Annotated in this window: 10 protein-coding genes; 7 read left to right on the top strand and 3 right to left on the bottom strand. The window is 71.1% G+C overall.

Annotated features, from left to right (window positions below; all coding sequences use genetic code 11):
- The first annotated feature begins 79 nt into the window (after nucleotides 1-79).
- The 3 genes from LRX76_RS05520 to LRX76_RS05510 all read left to right on the top strand — a co-directional run bounded on the left by LRX76_RS05520 (nucleotide 80) and on the right by LRX76_RS05510 (nucleotide 5,910).
- Nucleotides 80-2,911 carry a TonB-dependent receptor gene (locus LRX76_RS05520; protein ID WP_231802904.1) on the top strand — a complete coding sequence of 944 codons (2,832 nt, stop codon included), beginning with the start codon at nucleotides 80-82 and terminating at the stop codon, nucleotides 2,909-2,911.
- A 329-nt stretch (nucleotides 2,912-3,240) separates the two neighbouring features.
- Nucleotides 3,241-4,428, top strand: coding sequence for an FAD-dependent oxidoreductase (locus LRX76_RS05515; protein WP_231802902.1), 1,188 nt, complete (start codon nucleotides 3,241-3,243; stop codon nucleotides 4,426-4,428).
- 405 nt (nucleotides 4,429-4,833) lie between these two features.
- A complete protein-coding gene (locus LRX76_RS05510) occupies nucleotides 4,834-5,910 on the top strand; it encodes a 3-deoxy-7-phosphoheptulonate synthase (protein ID WP_231802900.1) in 1,077 nt (358 codons plus the stop codon).
- 379 nt (nucleotides 5,911-6,289) lie between these two features.
- Here the strand turns inward: LRX76_RS05510 and LRX76_RS05505 are convergent, their stop codons facing one another.
- A complete protein-coding gene (locus LRX76_RS05505) occupies nucleotides 6,290-7,972 on the bottom strand; it encodes an AMP-binding protein (protein ID WP_231802898.1) in 1,683 nt (560 codons plus the stop codon).
- 203 nt (nucleotides 7,973-8,175) lie between these two features.
- Here LRX76_RS05505 and LRX76_RS05500 point away from each other — a divergent pair, with 203 nt between their 5' ends.
- Nucleotides 8,176-8,436, top strand: a complete 261-nt coding sequence (locus tag LRX76_RS05500) for a GIY-YIG nuclease family protein (protein WP_231802896.1) — start codon at nucleotides 8,176-8,178, stop codon at nucleotides 8,434-8,436.
- Nucleotides 8,437-8,777: 341 nt separating this feature from the next.
- Here the strand turns inward: LRX76_RS05500 and LRX76_RS05495 are convergent, their stop codons facing one another.
- Nucleotides 8,778-10,292, bottom strand: a complete 1,515-nt coding sequence (locus LRX76_RS05495) for an acetyl-CoA hydrolase/transferase family protein (protein WP_231802894.1) — start codon at nucleotides 10,290-10,292, stop codon at nucleotides 8,778-8,780.
- A gap of 171 nt (nucleotides 10,293-10,463) precedes the next feature.
- On the opposite strand from LRX76_RS05495, the gene LRX76_RS05490 reads away from it, so the two are divergent.
- Nucleotides 10,464-12,626, top strand: coding sequence for a hypothetical protein (locus LRX76_RS05490; protein ID WP_231802892.1), 2,163 nt, complete (start codon nucleotides 10,464-10,466; stop codon nucleotides 12,624-12,626).
- Nucleotides 12,627-13,190: 564 nt separating this feature from the next.
- On the opposite strand, the gene trxC is transcribed toward LRX76_RS05490, so the two are convergent.
- Entirely contained in the window at nucleotides 13,191-13,646 is a 456-nt protein-coding gene (gene trxC / locus LRX76_RS05485; protein WP_231802891.1) for a thioredoxin TrxC, read from the bottom strand.
- A gap of 289 nt (nucleotides 13,647-13,935) precedes the next feature.
- Here trxC and glnE point away from each other — a divergent pair, with 289 nt between their 5' ends.
- Complete coding sequence (gene glnE / locus LRX76_RS05480) at nucleotides 13,936-16,743, top strand: bifunctional [glutamate--ammonia ligase]-adenylyl-L-tyrosine phosphorylase/[glutamate--ammonia-ligase] adenylyltransferase (RefSeq protein WP_231802889.1); 2,808 nt, start codon at nucleotides 13,936-13,938, stop codon at nucleotides 16,741-16,743.
- 153 nt (nucleotides 16,744-16,896) lie between these two features.
- A complete protein-coding gene (locus LRX76_RS05475) occupies nucleotides 16,897-19,449 on the top strand; it encodes a TonB-dependent receptor (protein ID WP_231802887.1) in 2,553 nt (850 codons plus the stop codon).
- The last annotated feature ends 2 nt before the right edge of the window (nucleotides 19,450-19,451 follow it).

Here is a 19,451-nt window from a genome sequence, read left to right as displayed (position 1 = left end):
AGCCCTCGGGCCGCGGTCCCACGGCGGCCCGGAAGCGTCGAGTTCCACCTCCCCCTCCCCCCACCCTGGGAAACTGCGCATGAAAGATATGCCTCGTCTTGAAAAGACGGCCGCGAAGTCCAAGCGAAGCCCGCTGTGCGACGCGATCGCCCTGTCCATTGCCATCGCCGGCTGCTTCGCCGGCACCGTCCATGCCCAGTCGGCCACCGACGGCGAGGAGGCCAAGACGCTCGACAACGTCATCGTCACCGGCACGCGCAGGACCGGTATGTCGGTGGACGACAGCCCGGCGCCGGTGCAGATCGTCACCGCCGAGGCGCTGCAGCAGTCCGGCGCGCCGGACCTGATGAACCAGCTGGCGTTCCAGGTGCCCAGCTTCAACGCCAGCCAGCAGGGCACGGACATGACCAGCGGCACGCTGGTGGCCAACATGCGCGCGCTGTCGCCCAACCACACGCTGATCCTGGTGAACGGCAAGCGCCGCCACTTCACCTCCAACGTCGCGGTGACCGGCAGCTACGCCGGCGCGGCGTCCACCGACCTGAGCTTCATCCCGACCAGCGCGATCGCCAGCACCGAGGTGCTCACCGACGGCGCGGCGGCGCTGTACGGCTCGGACGCGATCGCCGGCGTGATCAACCTGATCACCAAGAAGGACGGCAGCGGCGGCAGCGTGTCGGCCGGCACCTCCGGCTACGACGACGGCGGCGGCTTCACCACCAACTACCAGGCCGATTTCGGCCTCGGCAGCGACAACAGCTACTTCAACATCGCCCTGGAGAGCGAGCGGCGCGAGACCATCAACCGCCCGGGCGCGCCGTACGGCGCCGCCGTGTGCGCGGCCGACCGGCTCGCCGATCCGGTCAACGGCTGCCCGGCCACCGGCACGGCGACCACGCCCAGCGGATACCCGAGCTCCACCGGCACCGCCGCGCTGGATCGCGAGAACGAATACAACATGCTCTACAACTCCTGGTATCCGAACAACAACCACCAGGGCGACTCGCCGGCGATCCAGCGCGACATCGGGTTCCTGAGCGGCGGCTTCTTCCTCGATAACGGCGCCGAGGTGTACGCCACCGGCAGCTTCGGCAAGAAGAAGACCCAGAGCTGGCAGAGCTACCGCCGCCCGTCGCAGGACGGCGGCGTGGACCTCAACGGCGACGGCGACCGCACCGATCCGATCGGCGGGGTCGGCGCGCGCAGCGGGCAGCCGCTGACCGAGGCGGACATCAACAAGTATCCCTACGGCTTCAGCCCCTCCATCGACACCGACGAGAAGGACTGGGAGATCGGCGTCGGCGTCACCGGCGAACTGGCCGGGTGGGTCTACGACCTGTCCACCAACTACGGCAAGAACCAGATGGAGATCCGCAACACCCACTCGATGAACTTCAGCCTGTGGAACGAGTACGGCGCTTCGCCGGACAGCTTCTACGTCGGCCGCTTCAACGCCTCGCAGTGGGACATCGCGCTGGACGTGAACCGCGACTTCGACTGGGGCCTGGCGTCGCCGGTGACCGTGGCCGCCGGCCTGGAGTACCGCAAGGACACCTACGGCATCTCCCCGGGCGACGCGGCCTCGTACTACGGCGCCGGCTCGGCCGCGTTCCCCGGCTACAACCCGGCCGCGACCGGCGAGTGGGAACGCAACAACAAGGCCGCCTTCGTCAACGTGATCCTCAACCCGACCGAGAACTGGATCGTCGATGCCGCCGCGCGCTACGAGAAGTACAGCGATTTCGGCAGCAAGGCGGTGGGCAAGCTGACCACCCGCTTCGACTTCAGCGACACCTTCGCCGTGCGCGGTACCGTCAGCACCGGCTTCCGCGCGCCGACGATGGGCGAGAACTACTACACCGCCATCCAAGTCGGCCCGACCGCCGCCACCGCCACCCTGCAGGCCGCCAACGTCGGCAGCGGCCTGAAGCCGGAAACCAGCAAGAACATCAGCCTCGGCCTGGTGTTCAAGCCACTGCCCAACCTGACCAGCACCCTGGACGCGTACCAGATCCGCATCGACGACCGCATCCGCCTGGGCAGCACGCTGCTGTACTCCACCAGCCAGAGCGTGGACACGCTGTGCGGCCGCACCGCCGGCTGCGTGCCGAACTCGACCCTGCCCGACCCGGCCGACACCAATCGCGACGGCGTCCCGGACGATGCCTACAACCAGACCCTGGGCATGGCGCTGGTCGCCGGCGGCTTCATCTCCCAGTGGGACGATCCCACCGCCGCCGGCGGCAGCATGGACGCTACCGCGCGCGCCAACATCGGCCTGAACTTCTTCACCAACGCGATGGACACCAAGACCACCGGCGTGGACTGGGTGACCACCTACAACAGCGATTTCGACTGGGGCCGCATCGACTGGGTGCTGGCGGCGAACTACAACAAGACCGAGGTCACCCGCGTCGGCAACGCGCCGGCCGATCTCGGCGGCCTGCCGCTGCTGACCGATGCCGACGTCGCCCTGGTCGAGAACAACAGCCCCAAGTACCGGGTCAACCTCGGCGCGACGATCCACTTCAGCGAGAAGCTCAGCCTCAACATCCGCGAGAACGTCTACGGCCCGCAGTACTCGCTGGGCACCACCAGCGCCTACGCGGCGTACCCGCAGATCATGGACACGCTGGACCTGGTCGACATCAACGGCGTGACCTACTACAAGCTGAAGATCGGCACGCTGTACACCACCAACGTCGAGCTGAGCTACCGGCCCAACAAGAACCTGCGTTTCAGCGCCGGCGCCGACAACCTGTTCAACGAGTATCCGGACAAGACGCCGGCGGCCATCACCCAGTACAACATCGAGCGCTATGCCAGCACCGGTGCGCGCGACTACGTGCTCGGCAGCCCGCTCGGCTTCTTCGGCACGCGCTGGTTCGCCAAGGTGAGCTACGAGTGGTAGGCCCGGGGAAGCGCACATGGCGATGACGCGGGCGTCCTGCGTCCGCGACGTGCCGAACCTGCAGCGCGCGCCGGCGGCGAACGCCGGCGCGCGCTGCCTTGCCGCAGGGGCTGGTCGCTGCACCATCGCGGGGATGACGCCGTTCCGCGCCTCCGGCCGGGATGGTCCGCCGGACGGATGAGCGCCTGGCGCGCGTTCCATGCAACGATGCGCCACCGGGCGCGGCCGCGCCCGGCCGTGCAGGTGGCCGCGTCGGCCAGCCCGGCGGCAACGGCGCGGATCGAAGTCGTCCGTCCCTGAGCCGGCCAACCCGAACCCGAGGAATCCAGATGCAACGTCGCAATTTCCTGCGTGCAGTCGGCGGCGCCGGCGTCGCCGCCCTGAGCGCCGGCGCCACCGGGCACGCCCTGGCGCAAGCCGTGCCCGCCGGCACCCTGCCCATCGGCCAGAAACCGAAGTTCGTCGAGACACCGCCGCTGGCGAAGGTGAGAGCCTCGCCCGAGCGGGTGATCTCGGTGGACGTGTGCACCCGCCCGTTCCGCGCCCAGGGGCCACGCATCGAGGCGGAGAAGGCCGGGCGCAAGACCATCATCCACAGCTACGGGCATGGCGGCAGCGGCTGGTCGCTGTCGTGGGGCACCGGCGAGCAGGTCGCCGCGCTGGCGCTGGCCACCGGCGAGAAGGAGATCGCCGTCGTCGGCTGCGGCGCGATAGGCCTGACCGCGGCCCGGGTGATGCAGCGGTACGGGCTGAAGGTGCACATCTACGCCAGGGAATTCCCGCCGGTGGTGCGCTCCAGCTACGCCACCGGTGCGTGGACGCCGGCCTCGCGCATCGTCTCGGCGGACCACGCCACGCCGGAGTTCCGCGCATGGTGGCAGAAGACCGCGCGCAGCTCGTTCCGCATGTACCAGAGCCTGCTCGGCCTGCCGGGCAACCCGATCGCCTGGCAGGACGTCTACCTGCTGTCCGACGGGCCGGCCGCCGAGACGCACTGGGAGAGCCAGGGCGAGCCGGACTACCCGGACCTGCAGATGGACCTGATCGAGGGCTTCCACGCCCGTTCCGTGGAACTGGCGCCGGACCAGCATCCGTTCGCCGCCGCCCGCGTGCGCCGCGGCCTGAACCTGGTGTTCGGCATCGGCGCGTACTCGAAGATGCTGATGGACGATTTCGTGCGCGCCGGCGGCAGCACCGAGCTGCGCGAATTCGGCGGCATCGGCGACATCGGCAAGCTGCGGCAGAAGGTCATCGTCAACGCCACCGGCTACGGCGCGCGCGCCCTGCTCGGCGACGATTCGGTGATTCCCGTGCGCGGGCAGACCTGCCGCCTCGCGCCGCAGCCGGAGGTGAACTACAACCTGTACTACACCTCGCAGAACGTCAGCATGACCTCGCGCACCGACGGCCTGCTGGTGCAGAGCCAGGGGCCGCACGACTTCGGCAACGAGGACGCCCGGCCGGACTACGCCGAAATCCTGCGCAGCGTGGAGGCACTGGCCAAGGCATTCGCCTGAGCTGCGGTCCTAGCCGCCGTCCGCCGGCCTTGCGGGCCGGCTTTCGCCGGCATCTTGGGGAGGGCAAGGATGAGCGCGGCACGTGCCTGCAGGTGATGGATGGGCGATCGGGTCGCATCGAGCCCGAGCCCGGCGCAGGCGCAAGGATTCGGCCGCTGCTGGATTACAGATGCAACTGTTGGCGATGCGCCGATCGTGTGCTATCAATGCTGCCCATGAACGCAAACCGCGCCCGCTTCTACTTTTGGTACTACGGCTTTCCGATGCCGCTGGCGGAGGAAGGATTGCGTTCACCCTGAAGGAAACTTCAGCCGCATTCCCGAAAAGCCGCCAGCGCACCTGGCGGCTTTTTTGTTGCCGCCGCTGCCTGGGGCACCACTCACGCATCCCCATGGAGTCCACCGCATGCCCCCGCACACCGACGACCTGCGCATCCGCAAGATCGAACCGCTCACCCCGCCGGCGCAGCTGATCGCGCTGCTGCCCTGCGACGATGCCGCCTCGCGCACCGTCCACGATGCGCGCCATGCGCTGCATTCGATCCTGCACGGGCGCGACGACCGCCTGGCGGTGGTGATCGGCCCGTGCTCGATCCACGACCCGGTGGCGGCGATGGAGTACGCCCAGCGCCTGCGCCCGCTGCGCGAGGAACTGGGCGACGCGCTGGAGATCGTCATGCGCGTGTACTTCGAGAAGCCGCGTACCACCGTCGGCTGGAAGGGCCTGATCAACGATCCAGACCTGGACGGCAGCTTCGACATCAACAAGGGCCTGCGCCTGGCGCGCGGGCTGCTGCGCGACATCAACCTGCTCGGCCTGCCGGCCGGCGTCGAGTTCCTGGACATGATCTCGCCGCAGTACATCGCCGACCTGGTGGCCTGGGGCGCGATCGGCGCGCGCACCACCGAGAGTCAGGTGCACCGCGAGCTGGCCTCGGGGCTGTCGTGCCCGATCGGCTTCAAGAACGGCACCGGCGGCGACATCAAGATCGCCGCCGACGCGGTCGGCGCGGCGATGCACCCGCACCACTTCCTGTCGGTGACCAAGGACGGCGCCACCGCGATCGTCGCCACCCAGGGCAACCCCGACTGCCACGTGATCCTGCGCGGCGGCAAGGCGCCCAACTACGATGCGGCCAGCGTCGAGGCGGCCGCGCAGGTGCTGGCCAAGGCCGGGCTGGAGCCGCGGCTGATGGTCGATGCCAGCCACGCCAACAGCCACAAGAAGCCGGAGAACCAGCCGGCGGTGGTCGAGGACATCGCCGCGCAGGTCGAGGGCGGCGAGCGCCGCATCGTCGGGGTGATGGTGGAAAGCCACCTGGTCGGCGGACGCCAGGACCTGGTCGCGGGCGCCAGCCTGACCTACGGCCAGAGCATCACCGACGGCTGCATCGACTGGGACGCCTCGGTGCAGGTGCTGCAGCGGCTGGCGCAGGCGGTGCGCCACCGCCGCCAGGCCGTGCGCAGCGCCGAAGCGGCCTGAGCGAACCGGCCCGCGGTCTCCTGCAGCAGGCGCGGGAGCAACCGCCGGCGGGAGCGATCGTAGAGCGACTGTAGGAGCGACTTCAGTCGCGATGAGGCGTTACCGGGAAAGCCCCATCGCGACTGAAGTCGCTCCTACGGGTACACGGGGACCGGGCTCCTGCATGCCGCCGCGCGCGCAGCAAAAAGCCGGGCGGTCGCCCGCCCGGCGTTCGAACAGCGCCCTGTTCGGGCCCGGACCCTGCCGCCGCGCGCGAGGGAGAGAGGTCTCATGCGCGGCGACAGTGGAGCGGACGCCGCCTTTATCGCCCACGGCGGTGTCAGCGGTCTTGCGGCCGGTGGCGGCCGCGGACACACGCCGGCAGAACCGCGGCGGGCGTTCAGGCAGAACCGGCCGCCAGCCCCTGCTGCCGCAGCAGGAAACGCTGGATCTTGCCGCTGGGCGTCTTCGGCAGCTCGCTGCAGAACTCGATCTCGCGCGGGTAGGCATGCGCGGCCAGCCGCTGCTTGACGAAGCCGGCCAGCTCGCGCGCCAGCGCGTCGTTGCCCTCGTGGCCGGCGTGCAGCACCACGAACGCCTTGACGATCTCGGTGCGCTTGGGATCGGGCTTGCCGACCACCGCGGCCTCGACCACCGCCGGGTGCTCGAGCAGGCTGCTTTCCACGTCGAACGGGCCGATGCGGTAGCCGGACGAGGTGATCACGTCGTCGCTGCGGCCGACGAAGGCGATGCTGCCGTCCTCGTTGAGCTCCACGGTGTCGCCGGTGAGGTAGTACGGCCCGCGGAAGCAGTCCTGCTTGGCCTGCTGCCAGTAGCCGGGGAAGAAGTACAGCGGCGAGTTCGGGCGATCGACCGCCAGTTCGCCCGGCACCCCCACGGCCAGTTCGTTGCCCTGCTTGTCCAGCACCGCCACCCGATAGCCGGGCAGGGCGAAGCCGGCCGAGCCGGGCTGGATGCGATGCGCCAGCGCGTGGTGGTTGCACACGGTCATGCCGGTCTCGGTCTGGCCGTAGTGGTCGTGGATGGTGGTGTCCAGCACCTGCGCGAACCAGCGGATCACCTCCGGGTTGAGCGGCTCGCCGGCGCTGCTGACCGCGCGCAGCTGGCCGCGGATCGTGCGCGCGTGGTCGGCGTTGGCGGTCATCAGCATGCGGTAGGCGGTGGGAGAGCCCATCAGGTTGGTCACGCCCAGCTCGCGGATCAGCCGGTAGGTGCCCTCGATGGTGAAGCCGCCCTCGTTGAAGATGATGGTGTGGCCGAGCATCAGCGGCCCGGTGACGCCGTAGTAGATGCCGTAGGCCCAGCCCGGATCGGCGATGTTCCACAGCACGTCGTCCGGACGCAGGTCGACCGCGTAGCGCATGTAGGCGCTGAAGGCGAGCAGCGCCTTCAGCGGCACCGGCACGCCCTTGGCCAGGCCGGTGGTGCCGGAGGTGAACAGCATCAGGAACAGGTCCTCGCCGCGGCGCGGTACCGGCTCGAAGCCGTCCGGCTGCGCCGCCAGCGCGGCGGCGAAGTCCTCGGCCGGATCGGCCGCGTCCACCGTCAGCACCGGCGGCAGCGGGTCGATGCCGTCGAGCTTGCCGCGGTTGCCGCGGTCGGTGACCACCAGCCGGGCCTCGCCGCCATGCAGGCGGTGCTCGATCGACTTGGGGCCGAAGGCGGTGAACAGCGGCAGGTACACCGCGCCGGCGCGCCAGGTGCCGAGCACCACCACCAGCAGGTCGACCTTGCGCGGCAGCAGCGCCGCCACGCGGTCGCCGGCGCCGATGCCGCGCGCGCGCAGGATGTTGGCGAACTGCGCCGACCAGCGGTCGAGCTGCTCGAAGCTGTAGTCGCGGCGGCTGCCGTCGGCGGCGATCGCGCGCAGCGCGGTGCGCTCGCTTCCCAGGTGGCGGCCGCAGCACTCGCTGTAGGCGTTGATGCCGGTGTCCAGGTCGCCGTGCAGCCGCGCGGCCTCGCTTTGCACGCACAGCTCCTGCATGAACCGGCGATAGTCCGGCGGCGCCGGCGCGTGCGGGGGGACTGCCGGGACGGCTTCGTCGATGATGGCTTCTGACATGTCGCGCTCCTGGCGAATCGGATCCGATGTGGCCGCCCATGGTCGCGCTAATGGACGCGCGTGATAACCCCTGGATCGTGTCGCGAGCGCGGGCGGCAGGTGGTTGCAGATGCAAGTTCCGCGACAGGGCGCGCCATCGCCGGCGCGACCGGCGCGGGGACGGGGGACGCGCCGCCGGGGCGGGGCGGTGGATAATCCACCGCATGTCCGCGTCCTCGCCGTCCTGGTGCCTGTACCTGCTCGAATGCCGCAACGGCAGCTACTACGCCGGCATCACCAACGACCTGGAGGCACGCTGGCGCGCGCATGCCAGCGGCAAGGGCGCGCGCTACACCCGCGCCAACCCGCCGCTGCGGCTGCTGGGCAGCCGCCCCTACCCGGACCGCGCCAGCGCCTCGCGCGCTGAATGGCAGCTCAAACGACTGCCGCGGGCGGCCAAGCTGGCGTTCCTGCTGGCGCCGTGAGCAGCCGCCCACCGGCGCCAGCGGCGCCCCGCCTCCCGTAGGAGCGACTTCAGTCGCGATGAGGCTTTACCGGGCAAGCCTCATCGCGACTGAAGTCGCTCCTACAGGTCCTCCCAAGTCACCAAGTCCCCAAGTCCCCAAGTCGCCCAAGTCGCCCAAGTCCCCAAGTCCCCAAGTCCCCAAGTCGCCCAAGTCCCCAAGTCGCCCAAGTCCCCAAGTCCCCCAAGTCCCCCAAGGCGCCCAAGTCGTCCAAGTCGCCCAAGGCACCCAAGTCGCCCAAGGCGCCCAAGTCCCCCAAGTCCCCCAAGGCGCCCATGCATTGCGCCTGCGGCGCCGGACCCTCAGGGCTTCATGCTGCCGGTGTCGAGCCAGCGCTGGTGCCAGGACAGCGTCTCCGGCAGCAGGTGCGGGGTGTGCTTGCCGTAGCTGTCGCGGCAGGCGCGGTCGAAGTAGTCCTCGATCTGGTCGCGGTAGTCCGGGTGCACGCAGTTGTCGATCAGCACGCGCGCGCGCCGCCGCGGCGGCAGCCCGCGCAGGTCGGCCAGGCCGCGCTCGGTGACGACGATGGAGACGTCGTGCTCGGTGTGGTCGACGTGGCTGACCATCGGCACGATCGAGGAGATGCTGCCGTTCTTGGCGGTGGACGGGCTCAGGAACACCGACAGGAAGCCGTTGCGGGCGAAGTCGCCGGAGCCGCCGATGCCGTTCTGGATGCGCGTGCCCATGATGTGGGTGGAGTTGACGTTGCCGTACAGGTCGGCCTCGACCATGCCGTTCATGCCGATGCAGCCGAGCCGGCGCACCAGTTCCGGGTGGTTGGAGATCTCCTGCGTGCGCAGGATGATGCGCTCGCGGTAGAAGTCGATGTTGCGCTTGAACTCCTCGTTGGCCTCCGGGCTCAGGGCGAAGCCGGTGCACGAGGCCACCCGCAGCACGCCGGCGCGCAGCAGGTCGAGCATGCCGTCCTGGATCACCTCGGTGAAGGCCTCCAGGTCGCGGAAGCCGCTGCGCGCCAGCCCCGCCAGCACCGCATTGGGGATGTTGCCCACCCCCGACTGCAACGGCAGCAGGTTCGGCGGCAGGCGGCCCTTGGCGACCTCGTGCTTGAGGAACTCGATCAGGTGGTCGGCGATGTCGCGGCTGGCCTGGTCGGCCGGGGTGAACGGGCTGTTGCGGTCCGGGCCGTTGGTGCGCACGATCGCCACGATCTTGTCCGGGTCGCAGCGCAGCGCGGTCTCGCCGATGCGGTCGTCCACGTTCACCAGCGGGATCGGCCGGCGGTGCGGCGGCAGCGCGGTGCCGTAGTAGATGTCGTGCATGCCGGCCATGTGCTCGGGCTGCCACTCGTTGACCTCGACGATCACCTTCCTGGCCAGGTCCAGCCAGGTCTTGTTGTTGCCGATCGAGGTCGACGGCACCAGCGCGCCGTCCTCGCGGATGGCCGACACCTCCACCACCGCGGTGTCGATCTGCCCGTAGAAGCCGAACCACACGTGCTGGGCGACGTGGCTGAGGTGGATGTCGATGTAGTCCAGCTTGCCCTCGTTGATGCGGTTGCGCGCGTCCGGGTCGCTCTGGAACGGCATGCGCAGGGCGATGCCGTCGGCCTTGGCCAGCGCGCCGTCGAGCTCGGGCGCGGTGGAGGCGCCGGTCATCAGGCTGATCTGGAACGGCTGGCCGAGCAGGTGCGCCTGCTCGATGCGCTGCGCCAGGGCCATCGGCACCGCCTTGGGATAGCCCGAACCGGTGAAGCCGCTCATCGCCACGGTCTCGCCGGGCTGGATGAAGGCGGCGGCGGTATCGGCGGAAACGACGCGTTGGCGCAGGCGAGCATCGAGGATTCTGTCGAGGGTCATTGGCTGGCGGTCTGCGGAGCGGGCCCCGGATTATCGCGGATCGGCGCCGGCGGCGGGCCTGCGACCTTAGTGGAATGGTGCGCCGCGCCAATCCGGTGGCGGGCGCATTCACGCCGCACCGCACCGTCGCTGGCGATAGTGTGTGCGTCCTCCGCCCTAGTTCCTTCGCGCATGGTTTCCCCGATCCGACGTCTGCGCCGCTGGCCCGCCCCCCTGCGGCGGGCGTTGTACGCCGTGCTGCTGGCCTACGCGGCCTACCTGGTGGCGGCGAACGTCTACCTCAACACGCCGCTGTTCGAGGCCTCGATCAACCAGAAGCCGGAGAAGTTCGTGCTGCGCACCGGGCCGGCGATCAGCCTGCTGCCGTCCCACGTGATCGCCTGGAAGGTGCGCGCCAGCGGGCATGTGCAGCACACCGTCTGGCAGGTGCGCGCCGATCGCGCCAGCGCGCGCATCGCGCTGCTGCCGCTGCTGCGGCGCGAGGTGCGGATACCGCGGCTGCACGCCACCGGCGTGGATGCCGACGTGCAGCGGGTGGACGCGGAGATCCCGCCGCCGCCGGCCGGCGACCGCGGCTGGACGCTGCGCTTCGACGCCATCCACAGCGACAGCATCCGCCGCGCCCGCTTCGGCCAGCTGGTGCTGGAGGGCAAGGGCAGCGGCACCGTGGGCTTCCTCAAGCAGATCAGGGGCGGGCCCTCGGAGCTGTTCCCCTCGACCGTGGCCTTCACCGACGCGCGCCTGCTGCACGGCCGCCTCACCCTGGCCGACCAGGCCGCGCTGGAAGGCAGCTTCTCCTATCCGCGCCATTACCGCGCGCAGGCGCCGGGCATCCGCAAGCTGGGCATCCTCAGCGCCGGGCTCAAGCTCAGCGGGCGCAGCGCGGCGCTGCGGGTGGACAGCGGCGGCGGGCAGGTGGACATCCGCATGCTGCCGGCGCAGGCGCATCTCAACGCCGACCTGAAGCTCGAACGGGGCGAACTGCAGCCGGGCAGCCGCGCGGTGTGGCGCATACCGCTGCGGGTGGGCGTGGGCGCCACCGATCGCGGCGTGCTGACCCTGCGCCTGGACGCCGCGCAGGACATCCGCGTGCGCGCGCACCTGCCGCACGACGAGAAGACCGACACCCTCATCGATGCCGACCTGCACATCGCCGGCCGCAGCCTGCCCTTCGAGGACCCGTCCACGCTGTGGCCGCGCACCTCCGGCCAGGTGCGCGGGCGCTGGACCTTCGAGTCGCTGGACTGGATCGGCGCGCTGTTCGTGCGCAAGCCCTGGTTCAAGCTGCACGGCGGCGGGCTGGTGGACGCCGACCTGCGGCTCGAGCGCGGCCGGCTGCAGCCGGGCAGCACCCTGCAGGTGCCGCATGCGCAGGCGGTGGCCGAGGTGATGGGCGTGCGCGCGCAGGGCCGTGCCAGCGCGCAGGGGCGCATCGTCGCCGCCGGCGATGGCACCCAGGCGGTCCTGGACGTGGCCATGCAGGCGTTCGAGGCGGCCCCGCTGGCGGCACCGGAGCAGTTGCTGGTGCGCGGCGACGACCTGCACCTGCAACTGCGCGGCGAAGGCGAGCTGGGCCGGCTGCACGACAGCCTGCAGGCGCAGCTGCGCTTCGCCGATGCCCGCATCCCCGACCTGCGCGTCTACAACCGCTACCTGCCCGGCGGCAACGTGCGCGTGCTGTCGGGCAGCGGCAGCCTCGGCGGCGATCTCGAACTCGATGCGGCCGGCAAGGTCGGCCGCGGCTGGACACGGCTGCGCGCCAGCCAGGCACGCCTGCAACTGGCCGGCGCGCGGCTGCGCGGCGACATCGACCTGGATGCGCGGCTGGCGCGCGCCGACATCGAGCGCCAGGTGTTCGCGCTGGACGGCACCGGCCTGCGCCTGCAGAACGTGGAACTGGAAGGCGACCCCGGCTCGCGCGGCAGCTGGGCCACGGTGACGGTCCCGCGCGGGAGCATCGACGCGGCCTCGCCGTTCCAGGTCGATGCCACCGCGCGCATGCGCATGCGCGACGTCGGGCTGGTGCTGGCGCTGTTCTCGCGGCGCGCCGACTACCCGCGCTGGATCGGCAACATGGTCGATGCCGGCCAGGTCGAGGCGCAGGGGCAGCTGCGCTGGCGCAAGTCGCGACTGTGGCTGGACCGGCTGCAGGCGCACAACGACCGCCTGTCGCTGCAGGCGCGGCTGCAGCTGGGGCAGCAGCTCAGCCGCGGCGAACTGTATGCGCGCTGGGGCGTGCTGGGCGTGGGCGTGCAGCTCGACGGCGAGCAGCGGCAGTGGCACCTGCTGCGCGCGCGGCAGTGGTACGAGTCGCAGCCGGACCTGCTGCACTGAGCCGCGCAGCGGGTCGGCTGGTCACCGGTTGGCGGGATTGCCCGAATCGCAGGCCGGACCCTCGCGGTGCGCGTGCGCCGGAGAGCCCTGGAACCTGTGCACGATCCCAAGAGGGAATGCAGCCTGTTGCTCGCTCGCCGTGACCTGCAGCACATCCCCCCGCAGGAGCGACCTGTAGGAGCGACTTCAGTCGCGATGGGGCTCTACCGGTAAAGCCCCATCGCGACTGAAGTCGCTCCTGCGGAAGATCGTGGTTCCTGGCTTTATGTATACCGCCCGGTATCGTTTTGCGCTGCAGCGTGCATAGTCGGAAAAGAGCCTGCAATATCGGTCCCGCATCCCGACGTGGGGGAGGGAGCAGAGCCCGCTGGCAGCCCAAAGCTGCAAGCGGGCTTTTTAATGCCCGGGCGTGGGATGGCCCAACGCGGCGGCCGCGCGATCGGCAAGGCGTCGGGGACGCGGCCACGACCTGGCGGCCATGGCGGTGCGCCCTGGCCCGGCTAAGCCAAGCGCACCTCGCGACGAACCATGATCCGGGTGCCCGGGCCACGCGGCCGCAGCCGGCTAGGCCCCGTGGATGTGCTCGCGCGCCCACTGCACGATCGCCTGCGCCGGCATCGCGCCGGACTGGCGGACCAGTTCGCGTCCGTGCAAGAAGATCGCCAGCGTCGGGATGCTGCGGATGCCGAAGCGCGTCCCCAGTTCCGGATTGGCCTCGGTATCGAGCTTGCCCAGGCGCAGCCGTGGTTCCAGCACCGCGGTGGCCTGCACGAAGGCCGGCGCCATCGCCCGGCACGGTCCGCACCACGGTGCCCAGAAGTCCACCAGCAGCGGCAGGTCCGAGCGGCTGGCGTGCAGGTCGAAGCTGGTGGCGTCCAGCGTCGCCGGCGTACCGTCGAACAGCGGCCGGTGGCAGCGCCCGCAGCGCGGCGACTGCGCCAGGCGCAGGGCAGGCACGCGATTGACCGCCAGGCAGAGCGGACAGGGCACCTGCAGCAGGGTTTCGGGATTGGCGTTCATGCAGACTCCTGTGGGAGACGTCCGGCACGACCGGGCGGTACCGCGGCACGGTAGCACCGGCGCCGTGGGGGAAGCGTGGGCGGCAGCGATCGTCCGCGCTGCAGGGCCGTCGGCGTGATCCGGACTTCTGCCGCTACCTGGCCTGTGGTCCCGCTGCCGGCCGGCGAATCGCCGAAACGCCGGCCCCGTGCAGGCCGGCCCCTCGCCCCGGACGTTGCTGCCGCCCACGCTCCCGGGACCGCGCGACCGCGATCGCCGGCGGATGCGCAGGCAATGCCAGAATCGCGGCATGGAACCTACCTTCGATCCGCTCCCTCCCGAGCTGCAGCCGCTGGCCGGACGCGCCGTGGCGCGCCTGCGCCAGGCCGCCGGCGAGTCCTTCGACCCGGCGCTGGTGCCGCGACTGCAGCGGCTGGCGGTGGCCAGCGACTTCGCCGTCGACACGCTGGTGCGGCAGCCGGCGCTGCTGCCGCATCTGGCGCAGCCCGACCCGCCGCCGCTGCCGTTGCCGCTGCTGGACCCGGAGCAGCCGTCCGACTGGCCGCGCCTGCTGCGCCGCCATCGCGCCGCCGCCTCCACCCGCCTGGTGTGGCGCGACCTGTTCGGCCTGGACGAGGTCGAGGCCACCCTGGCCGGCGCCACCGCGCTGGCCGAGGACTGCCTGCGCCTCGCGCTGCAGGCGCTGGAAGGCGAGTTCGCGCGGCGCCACGGCGTGGTGCGCGCGGCCGACGGCGGCGTGCAGCGGCTGGTGGTGTTCGGACTCGGCAAGCTCGGCGGCGGCGAGCTGAACTTCTCCTCCGACGTGGACCTGGTCTACGCCTATCCGCAGGGCGGCGAGTCGGACGGCGCGCGGCCGCTGGCCGCCGAGGAATACTTCGCCCGCCTCGGCCAGCGCCTGGCGGTGCTGCTGGACGAGACCACCGCGGACGGCTTCTGCCATCGCGTGGACCTGCGCCTGCGCCCGTTCGGCGCGGCCGGGCGGGTGGCGCTGTCGTTCGCCGGCATGGACCAGTACTTCCAGCGCGAGGGCCGCGACTGGGAGCGCTACGCCTGGATCAAGGCGCGCGCGGTGGCCGGCGACGTCGCCGCCGGCGAGGCCTGGCTGCAGACGCTGCGCCCGTTCGTCTACCGCCGCTACCTGGACTTCACCGCGCTCGACGGCCTGCGCGGCATGAAGGCGGCGATCGCCGCGGACGTGGCGCGGCGCGAGATGGAGGACGACATCAAGCGCGGCCACGGCGGCATCCGCGAGATCGAGTTCCTGGTGCAGGCGCTGCAGCTGATCCGCGGCGGCCGCGAGGCGACGCTGCGCGAGCGCCGGCTGCTGCCGGCGCTGCAGGCGCTGGTGGCCACCGGGCAGATGGCCGCCGGCGACGGCCGCGCGCTGGCCGACGCCTACCGCTTCCTGCGCCAGCTGGAGAACCGCCTGCAGATGCTGCGCGATGCCCAGACCCACGTGCTGCCGCGCCATGCGCTCGACCGCCTGCGCATCGCCGTCGGCCTGGGCTGTCCCGACTGGGAGACGCTGCAGCGCCGCCTGGATGCGGTGCGCACGCGCGTGGCCGGCGAGTTCTCCGTCCTGCTGGCGCCGCGCGAGCGCGAGGCGCCGCCCGGCGCGCTGGCCGGCTACTGGCGCGCGCTGCCGTCCGCCGGCGATGCGCAGGCGCTGGCCGCGGCCGGCTTCGCCCGCGCCGCCGAGGCCGACCAGGCGCTGCGCGACTTCGCCCGTTCCAACGGCGTGGCCAGCCTGTCCGATGCGGCGCGTGCGCGGCTGGACCGGGTGCTTCCGGCGCTGCTGCAGGCGGCCTCGGCCTCGCCGCAGCCCGACGCCGCGCTGCGCCGCGTGCTCGGCCTGCTGCAGGCGATCCAGCGCCGCAGCTCCTACCTGGCCCTGCTCGACGAGCAGCCCAGCGCGCTGCAGCGGCTGGTGGACGTGTTCGCGCGCAGCGCGCTGCTGGCCGAACGGCTGGCCGCCTACCCGCTGCTGCTGGACGAACTGCTCGACACCCGCATCGCCGGCCCGCTGCCGGATGCTGCGGCGATGCGCGGCGCCTGCGATGCCGCGCTGGCCATCGACGACCCGGAAGCGGCGCTGCGCGCGCTCAACGAGGTGCGGCTGGCGCTGAGCTTCCGCATCGCCCTGGCCACGCTGGACCGGCGCCAGGACGCGGCGGCCAGCGCGCACCAGCTGGCGCAGCTGGCGCAGGCGGTGGTGCGCACCGTGCTGCGCATCGCCCGCGACGAGATGCAGGCGATGCACGGGCAGGTGCCGGGCGGGGCGTTCGCGGTGATCGGCTACGGCAGCCTGGGCGGCTGCGAACTGGGCTTCGGCTCGGACCTGGACCTGGTGTTCCTGTACGACCATGCGCCCGGCGCGGAGGCTTCCGACGGCCCGCGCCCGCTGGAGCCGGGTCGCTGGTTCGCGCGGCTGGCGCAGAAGATCATCGCCCTGCTGGCCACCGTCACCGGCGCCGGCCGCCTGTACGACACCGACGTGCGTCTGCGCCCGGACGGCGGCAAGGGCGCGCTGGTGTCCTCGCTGGCCAGCTATGGCGAGTACCAGCGCGAGCGCGCCTGGACCTGGGAGCACCAGGCGCTGGTGCGCGCCCGCGCGGTGGCCGGCGATGCCGCGCTGATGGCGCGCTTCGATGCCATCCGCGCGCAGACGCTGGCACATCCGCGCGACCCGCAGACGCTGCGCGCGGACGTGGCCAGGATGCGCGCGCGCATGCGTGCCGAACTGGACCGCAGCGAAGGCGCGCGCTTCGACCTCAAGCAGGGCGAGGGCGGCCTGGTCGACCTGGAATTCCTGCTGCAGTACCGGGTGCTGGACGCGCACGGGCAGCCGCCCGCGCTGCTGGCGCTGCGCGACACGCCGGGACTGATCGCCGCGCTGCGCGACGCCGGCCGCTTCGACCCGGCCACCGCCGCCGCACTGCTGCAGGCGCATGCGGTGCTGCTGGAGGAAGGCCTGGACTGCACCCTGGACCGGCGCCCGCGCATCGTCGTGGAGAACGCGCGGGTGGCGGCGTCCCGTGCCGCGGTGCGCGCGGCCTGGGCCGGCGCCGGCCTGCCTGCGGTGCTGCCGGCGGGCTGAACCGCAGCTGCGGCCGCAGCTGCGCCGGCACGCCCGCGCTGGCGCGAGCTGGGTGGTGGACCGATGCCGAAGGTTGGCGGCCGGATGTCGTCATGTTGCAACGTGGCCGCTTCAACATGCCCGTGCTGCATTTCGTCCCGGGGACCCGATCGCATGTCCGCTCGCTCCACCACGTCGGCCGCGGCCGTGCACCTGGCCTGCCTGCTCGGCCTGTCCGCCGTGCCGGCATCGCCGGCCATCGCCCAGCAGGTCCCGCCCGATCCCGACGCCATCGCCGCCAAGGACCTGGACGCGGTCATCGTCACCGGCCGCTCCGGCGTGGACTCCCGCACCAAGGCGGAGACCAGCTATTCGGTCACCAACATCGAGGAGGAGGCGCTGCGCCTGCAGGCGCCCACCAGCGTGACCGAGGCGGTGAAGTCGGTCCCCGGCTTCTGGGTCGAATCCACCGGCGGCGAGGCGTCCGGCAACGTGCGTGCGCGCGGCATCCCGATCGACGGCTTCGGCTCGGTGACGCTGCTGGAGGATGGGGTGCCGGTGGTCCACGACCCGGCGCTGGGCTATCTCAACGGCGACCAGGCCTTCCGCCTGGACGAGACCATCGAGCGTGTCGAGGTGGTGCGCGGCGGTCCGTCGTCGGTGTTCTATTCCAACGCCCCGGCCGGTGCGATCAACTTCATCCCGCGCCAGGTCGGCGACGAGCCCAGCGGCATCTTCAAGTACACCGTCGGCGACTACGGCCTGAACCGCGTCGACGTCTACTACGGCGCCCCGCTCGGCAACGGCTGGAAGCTGGGCATGGGCGGCTTCTACCGGGTCGACGACGGCATCCGCGATCCCGGCTACCGCGCCAACGACGGCGGCCAGTTCCGCTTCAACCTGGCGCGCGAGTTCGACGGCGGCAGGATCAGCTTCGACGCCAAGCACATGGACGACCGGGTGATGCTGTACCTGGGCATCCCGATGCACCGCAACGGCAGCGGCGACATCGTCGGCGTGCCGGGCTTCGACGCGCACTACGGCACCGTGGCCGGGCCGGAGACGCGCTACCTGAGGATGAAGACGGGCGACGGCAGCCTCTACGACTTCGACAATGCCGACGGCACCCACGTCAAGCGCGACCAGGGCACCATCAAGCTGGACCTGGACCTGGGCGCGGACTGGAAGCTGGCGCAGGCGCTGCGCTTCAGCAAGACCGACACCACCCGCAACGGCGTGTTCCCCAACGCGCTGTCGCCGGCGGCGACCTTCCTGGAGCAGCAGCAGTCGCTGCTGGCCGGCGTGCCCGGCGCCACCGGGCTGCAGCTGCGCTACATCACCAGCCCGAGCCAGGTATTCGACCCGGCCAGCCAGAACGGCACCGGGCTGATGATCATGGGCGGCCTGCGCGGGCTCACCATGCCGGTGCGCGAGTTCGGCAGCGACACCCGGCTGATGCGCAAGTTCCAGTTCGGCGGGCAGAGCCACGACGTCACCCTGGGCTATTACTACGCAACCGTCAGCGAGGACTTCGACCGCTATTCCTCCACCGTGCTGCTGGACGCGCAGGACCAGGCGCGCCTGCTCGACCTGGTGGCGGTGGACGCCGCCGGCAACGTGCTGCGCACCTTCAGCGACAACGGCGTGTGGCGCTACGGCTACGAATGGGAGAACGCCAGCGGCCAGTCCACCACGCAGGCGTTCTACCTGTCCGACGAGTGGCAGGTGAGCGACGCGCTGCGGCTGGACGCCGGCCTGCGCCACGAGAAGATCGACAGCGACGGCTGGGCCGAGGTGCGGCAGACCGTGGACCTGGGCACGCTGGCCACCTCCAGCGTGCTGACCGGCTCGGGCCGGTACGTGCGCTACGACCAGAGTTCCAGCAAGACCGGCTGGACGGTGGGCGCCAACTACCAGTTCGACGACCGCCAGGGCGTGTTCGCGCGCTGGAGTTCGGCCTTCCGCCTGCCCAGCCTGGGCAGCTACCTGACCCGCAACAGCAACTGCCCGCTGGCCACGCTGGAGGCCTGCGGGGCCGCCAACGGCGGCAACGCGATCACCCAGACGATGGACCTGGGCGAGGTCGGCTACAAGTTCAACGGCCCGTTGTTCAACGTCTACGCCACCGCGTTCTACACCAAGTTCGACAACGTTCCCTTCAGCAACTACGTCTACGACCCCGACACCGGCGTCTCGGTCAACCAGCAGGGCTATGCCGGCACCAGGACCTGGGGCCTGGAGCTGGAGGCCGGCTGGTATCCGACCCACTGGTTCGACGCGCAGTTGACCGCCACCTGGCAGGACCCCAGGTACAAGGGCCTGAAGTATTCCGAGCTGGTGGACGGCGCGCCGGTGCTGCGCGACTACGTGGACAACCAGCTGATCCGCGTGCCCAGGCTCAGCACCCGGCTGGTGCCCGGCGTGAACCTGCTCGAGCAGAAGCTGCGCCTGCAGCTGTCGTGGGAGTGGGAGGGCAAGCGCTACGTCGATACCGCCAACTCGGTGCAGCTGCCGTCCTACGACGTGCTCAACTTCAGCGCGCGCTACGAGGTCAGCGACCGCCTCTCGCTGTATGGCTACATCGACAACGTGACCAATTCGCTGGGCCTGACCGAGGGCAACCCGCGCGCCGGCGAACTGCAGAACGCCGACGTCGGTGCCAGCAGCTTCATCGCCCGGCCGCTGCTCGGACGCGCCTACCGGCTGGCGCTGATGTACCGGTTCTGAGC

It is taken from the genome of Stenotrophomonas sp. MMGLT7, from assembly GCF_021168555.1.
Classification (GTDB): domain Bacteria; phylum Pseudomonadota; class Gammaproteobacteria; order Xanthomonadales; family Xanthomonadaceae; genus MMGLT7.
The sequence above is the reverse complement of the archived record's forward strand: the minus strand, read 5'-3'. Positions and strand labels throughout refer to the sequence as shown.

What these genes read in the sequence shown, in the direction of transcription:
- LRX76_RS05520 (WP_231802904.1), top strand. Translation starts at nt 80, where the DNA reads ATGAAAGATATGCCTCGTCTTGAAAAGACGGCCGCGAAGTCCAAGCGA.
- LRX76_RS05515 (WP_231802902.1), top strand. Translation starts at nt 3,241, where the DNA reads ATGCAACGTCGCAATTTCCTGCGTGCAGTCGGCGGCGCCGGCGTCGCC.
- LRX76_RS05510 (WP_231802900.1), top strand. Translation starts at nt 4,834, where the DNA reads ATGCCCCCGCACACCGACGACCTGCGCATCCGCAAGATCGAACCGCTC.
- LRX76_RS05505 (WP_231802898.1), bottom strand. Translation starts at nt 7,972, where the DNA reads ATGTCAGAAGCCATCATCGACGAAGCCGTCCCGGCAGTCCCCCCGCAC.
- LRX76_RS05500 (WP_231802896.1), top strand. Translation starts at nt 8,176, where the DNA reads ATGTCCGCGTCCTCGCCGTCCTGGTGCCTGTACCTGCTCGAATGCCGC.
- LRX76_RS05495 (WP_231802894.1), bottom strand. Translation starts at nt 10,292, where the DNA reads ATGACCCTCGACAGAATCCTCGATGCTCGCCTGCGCCAACGCGTCGTT.
- LRX76_RS05490 (WP_231802892.1), top strand. Translation starts at nt 10,464, where the DNA reads ATGGTTTCCCCGATCCGACGTCTGCGCCGCTGGCCCGCCCCCCTGCGG.
- trxC (WP_231802891.1), bottom strand. Translation starts at nt 13,646, where the DNA reads ATGAACGCCAATCCCGAAACCCTGCTGCAGGTGCCCTGTCCGCTCTGC.
- glnE (WP_231802889.1), top strand. Translation starts at nt 13,936, where the DNA reads ATGGAACCTACCTTCGATCCGCTCCCTCCCGAGCTGCAGCCGCTGGCC.
- LRX76_RS05475 (WP_231802887.1), top strand. Translation starts at nt 16,897, where the DNA reads ATGTCCGCTCGCTCCACCACGTCGGCCGCGGCCGTGCACCTGGCCTGC.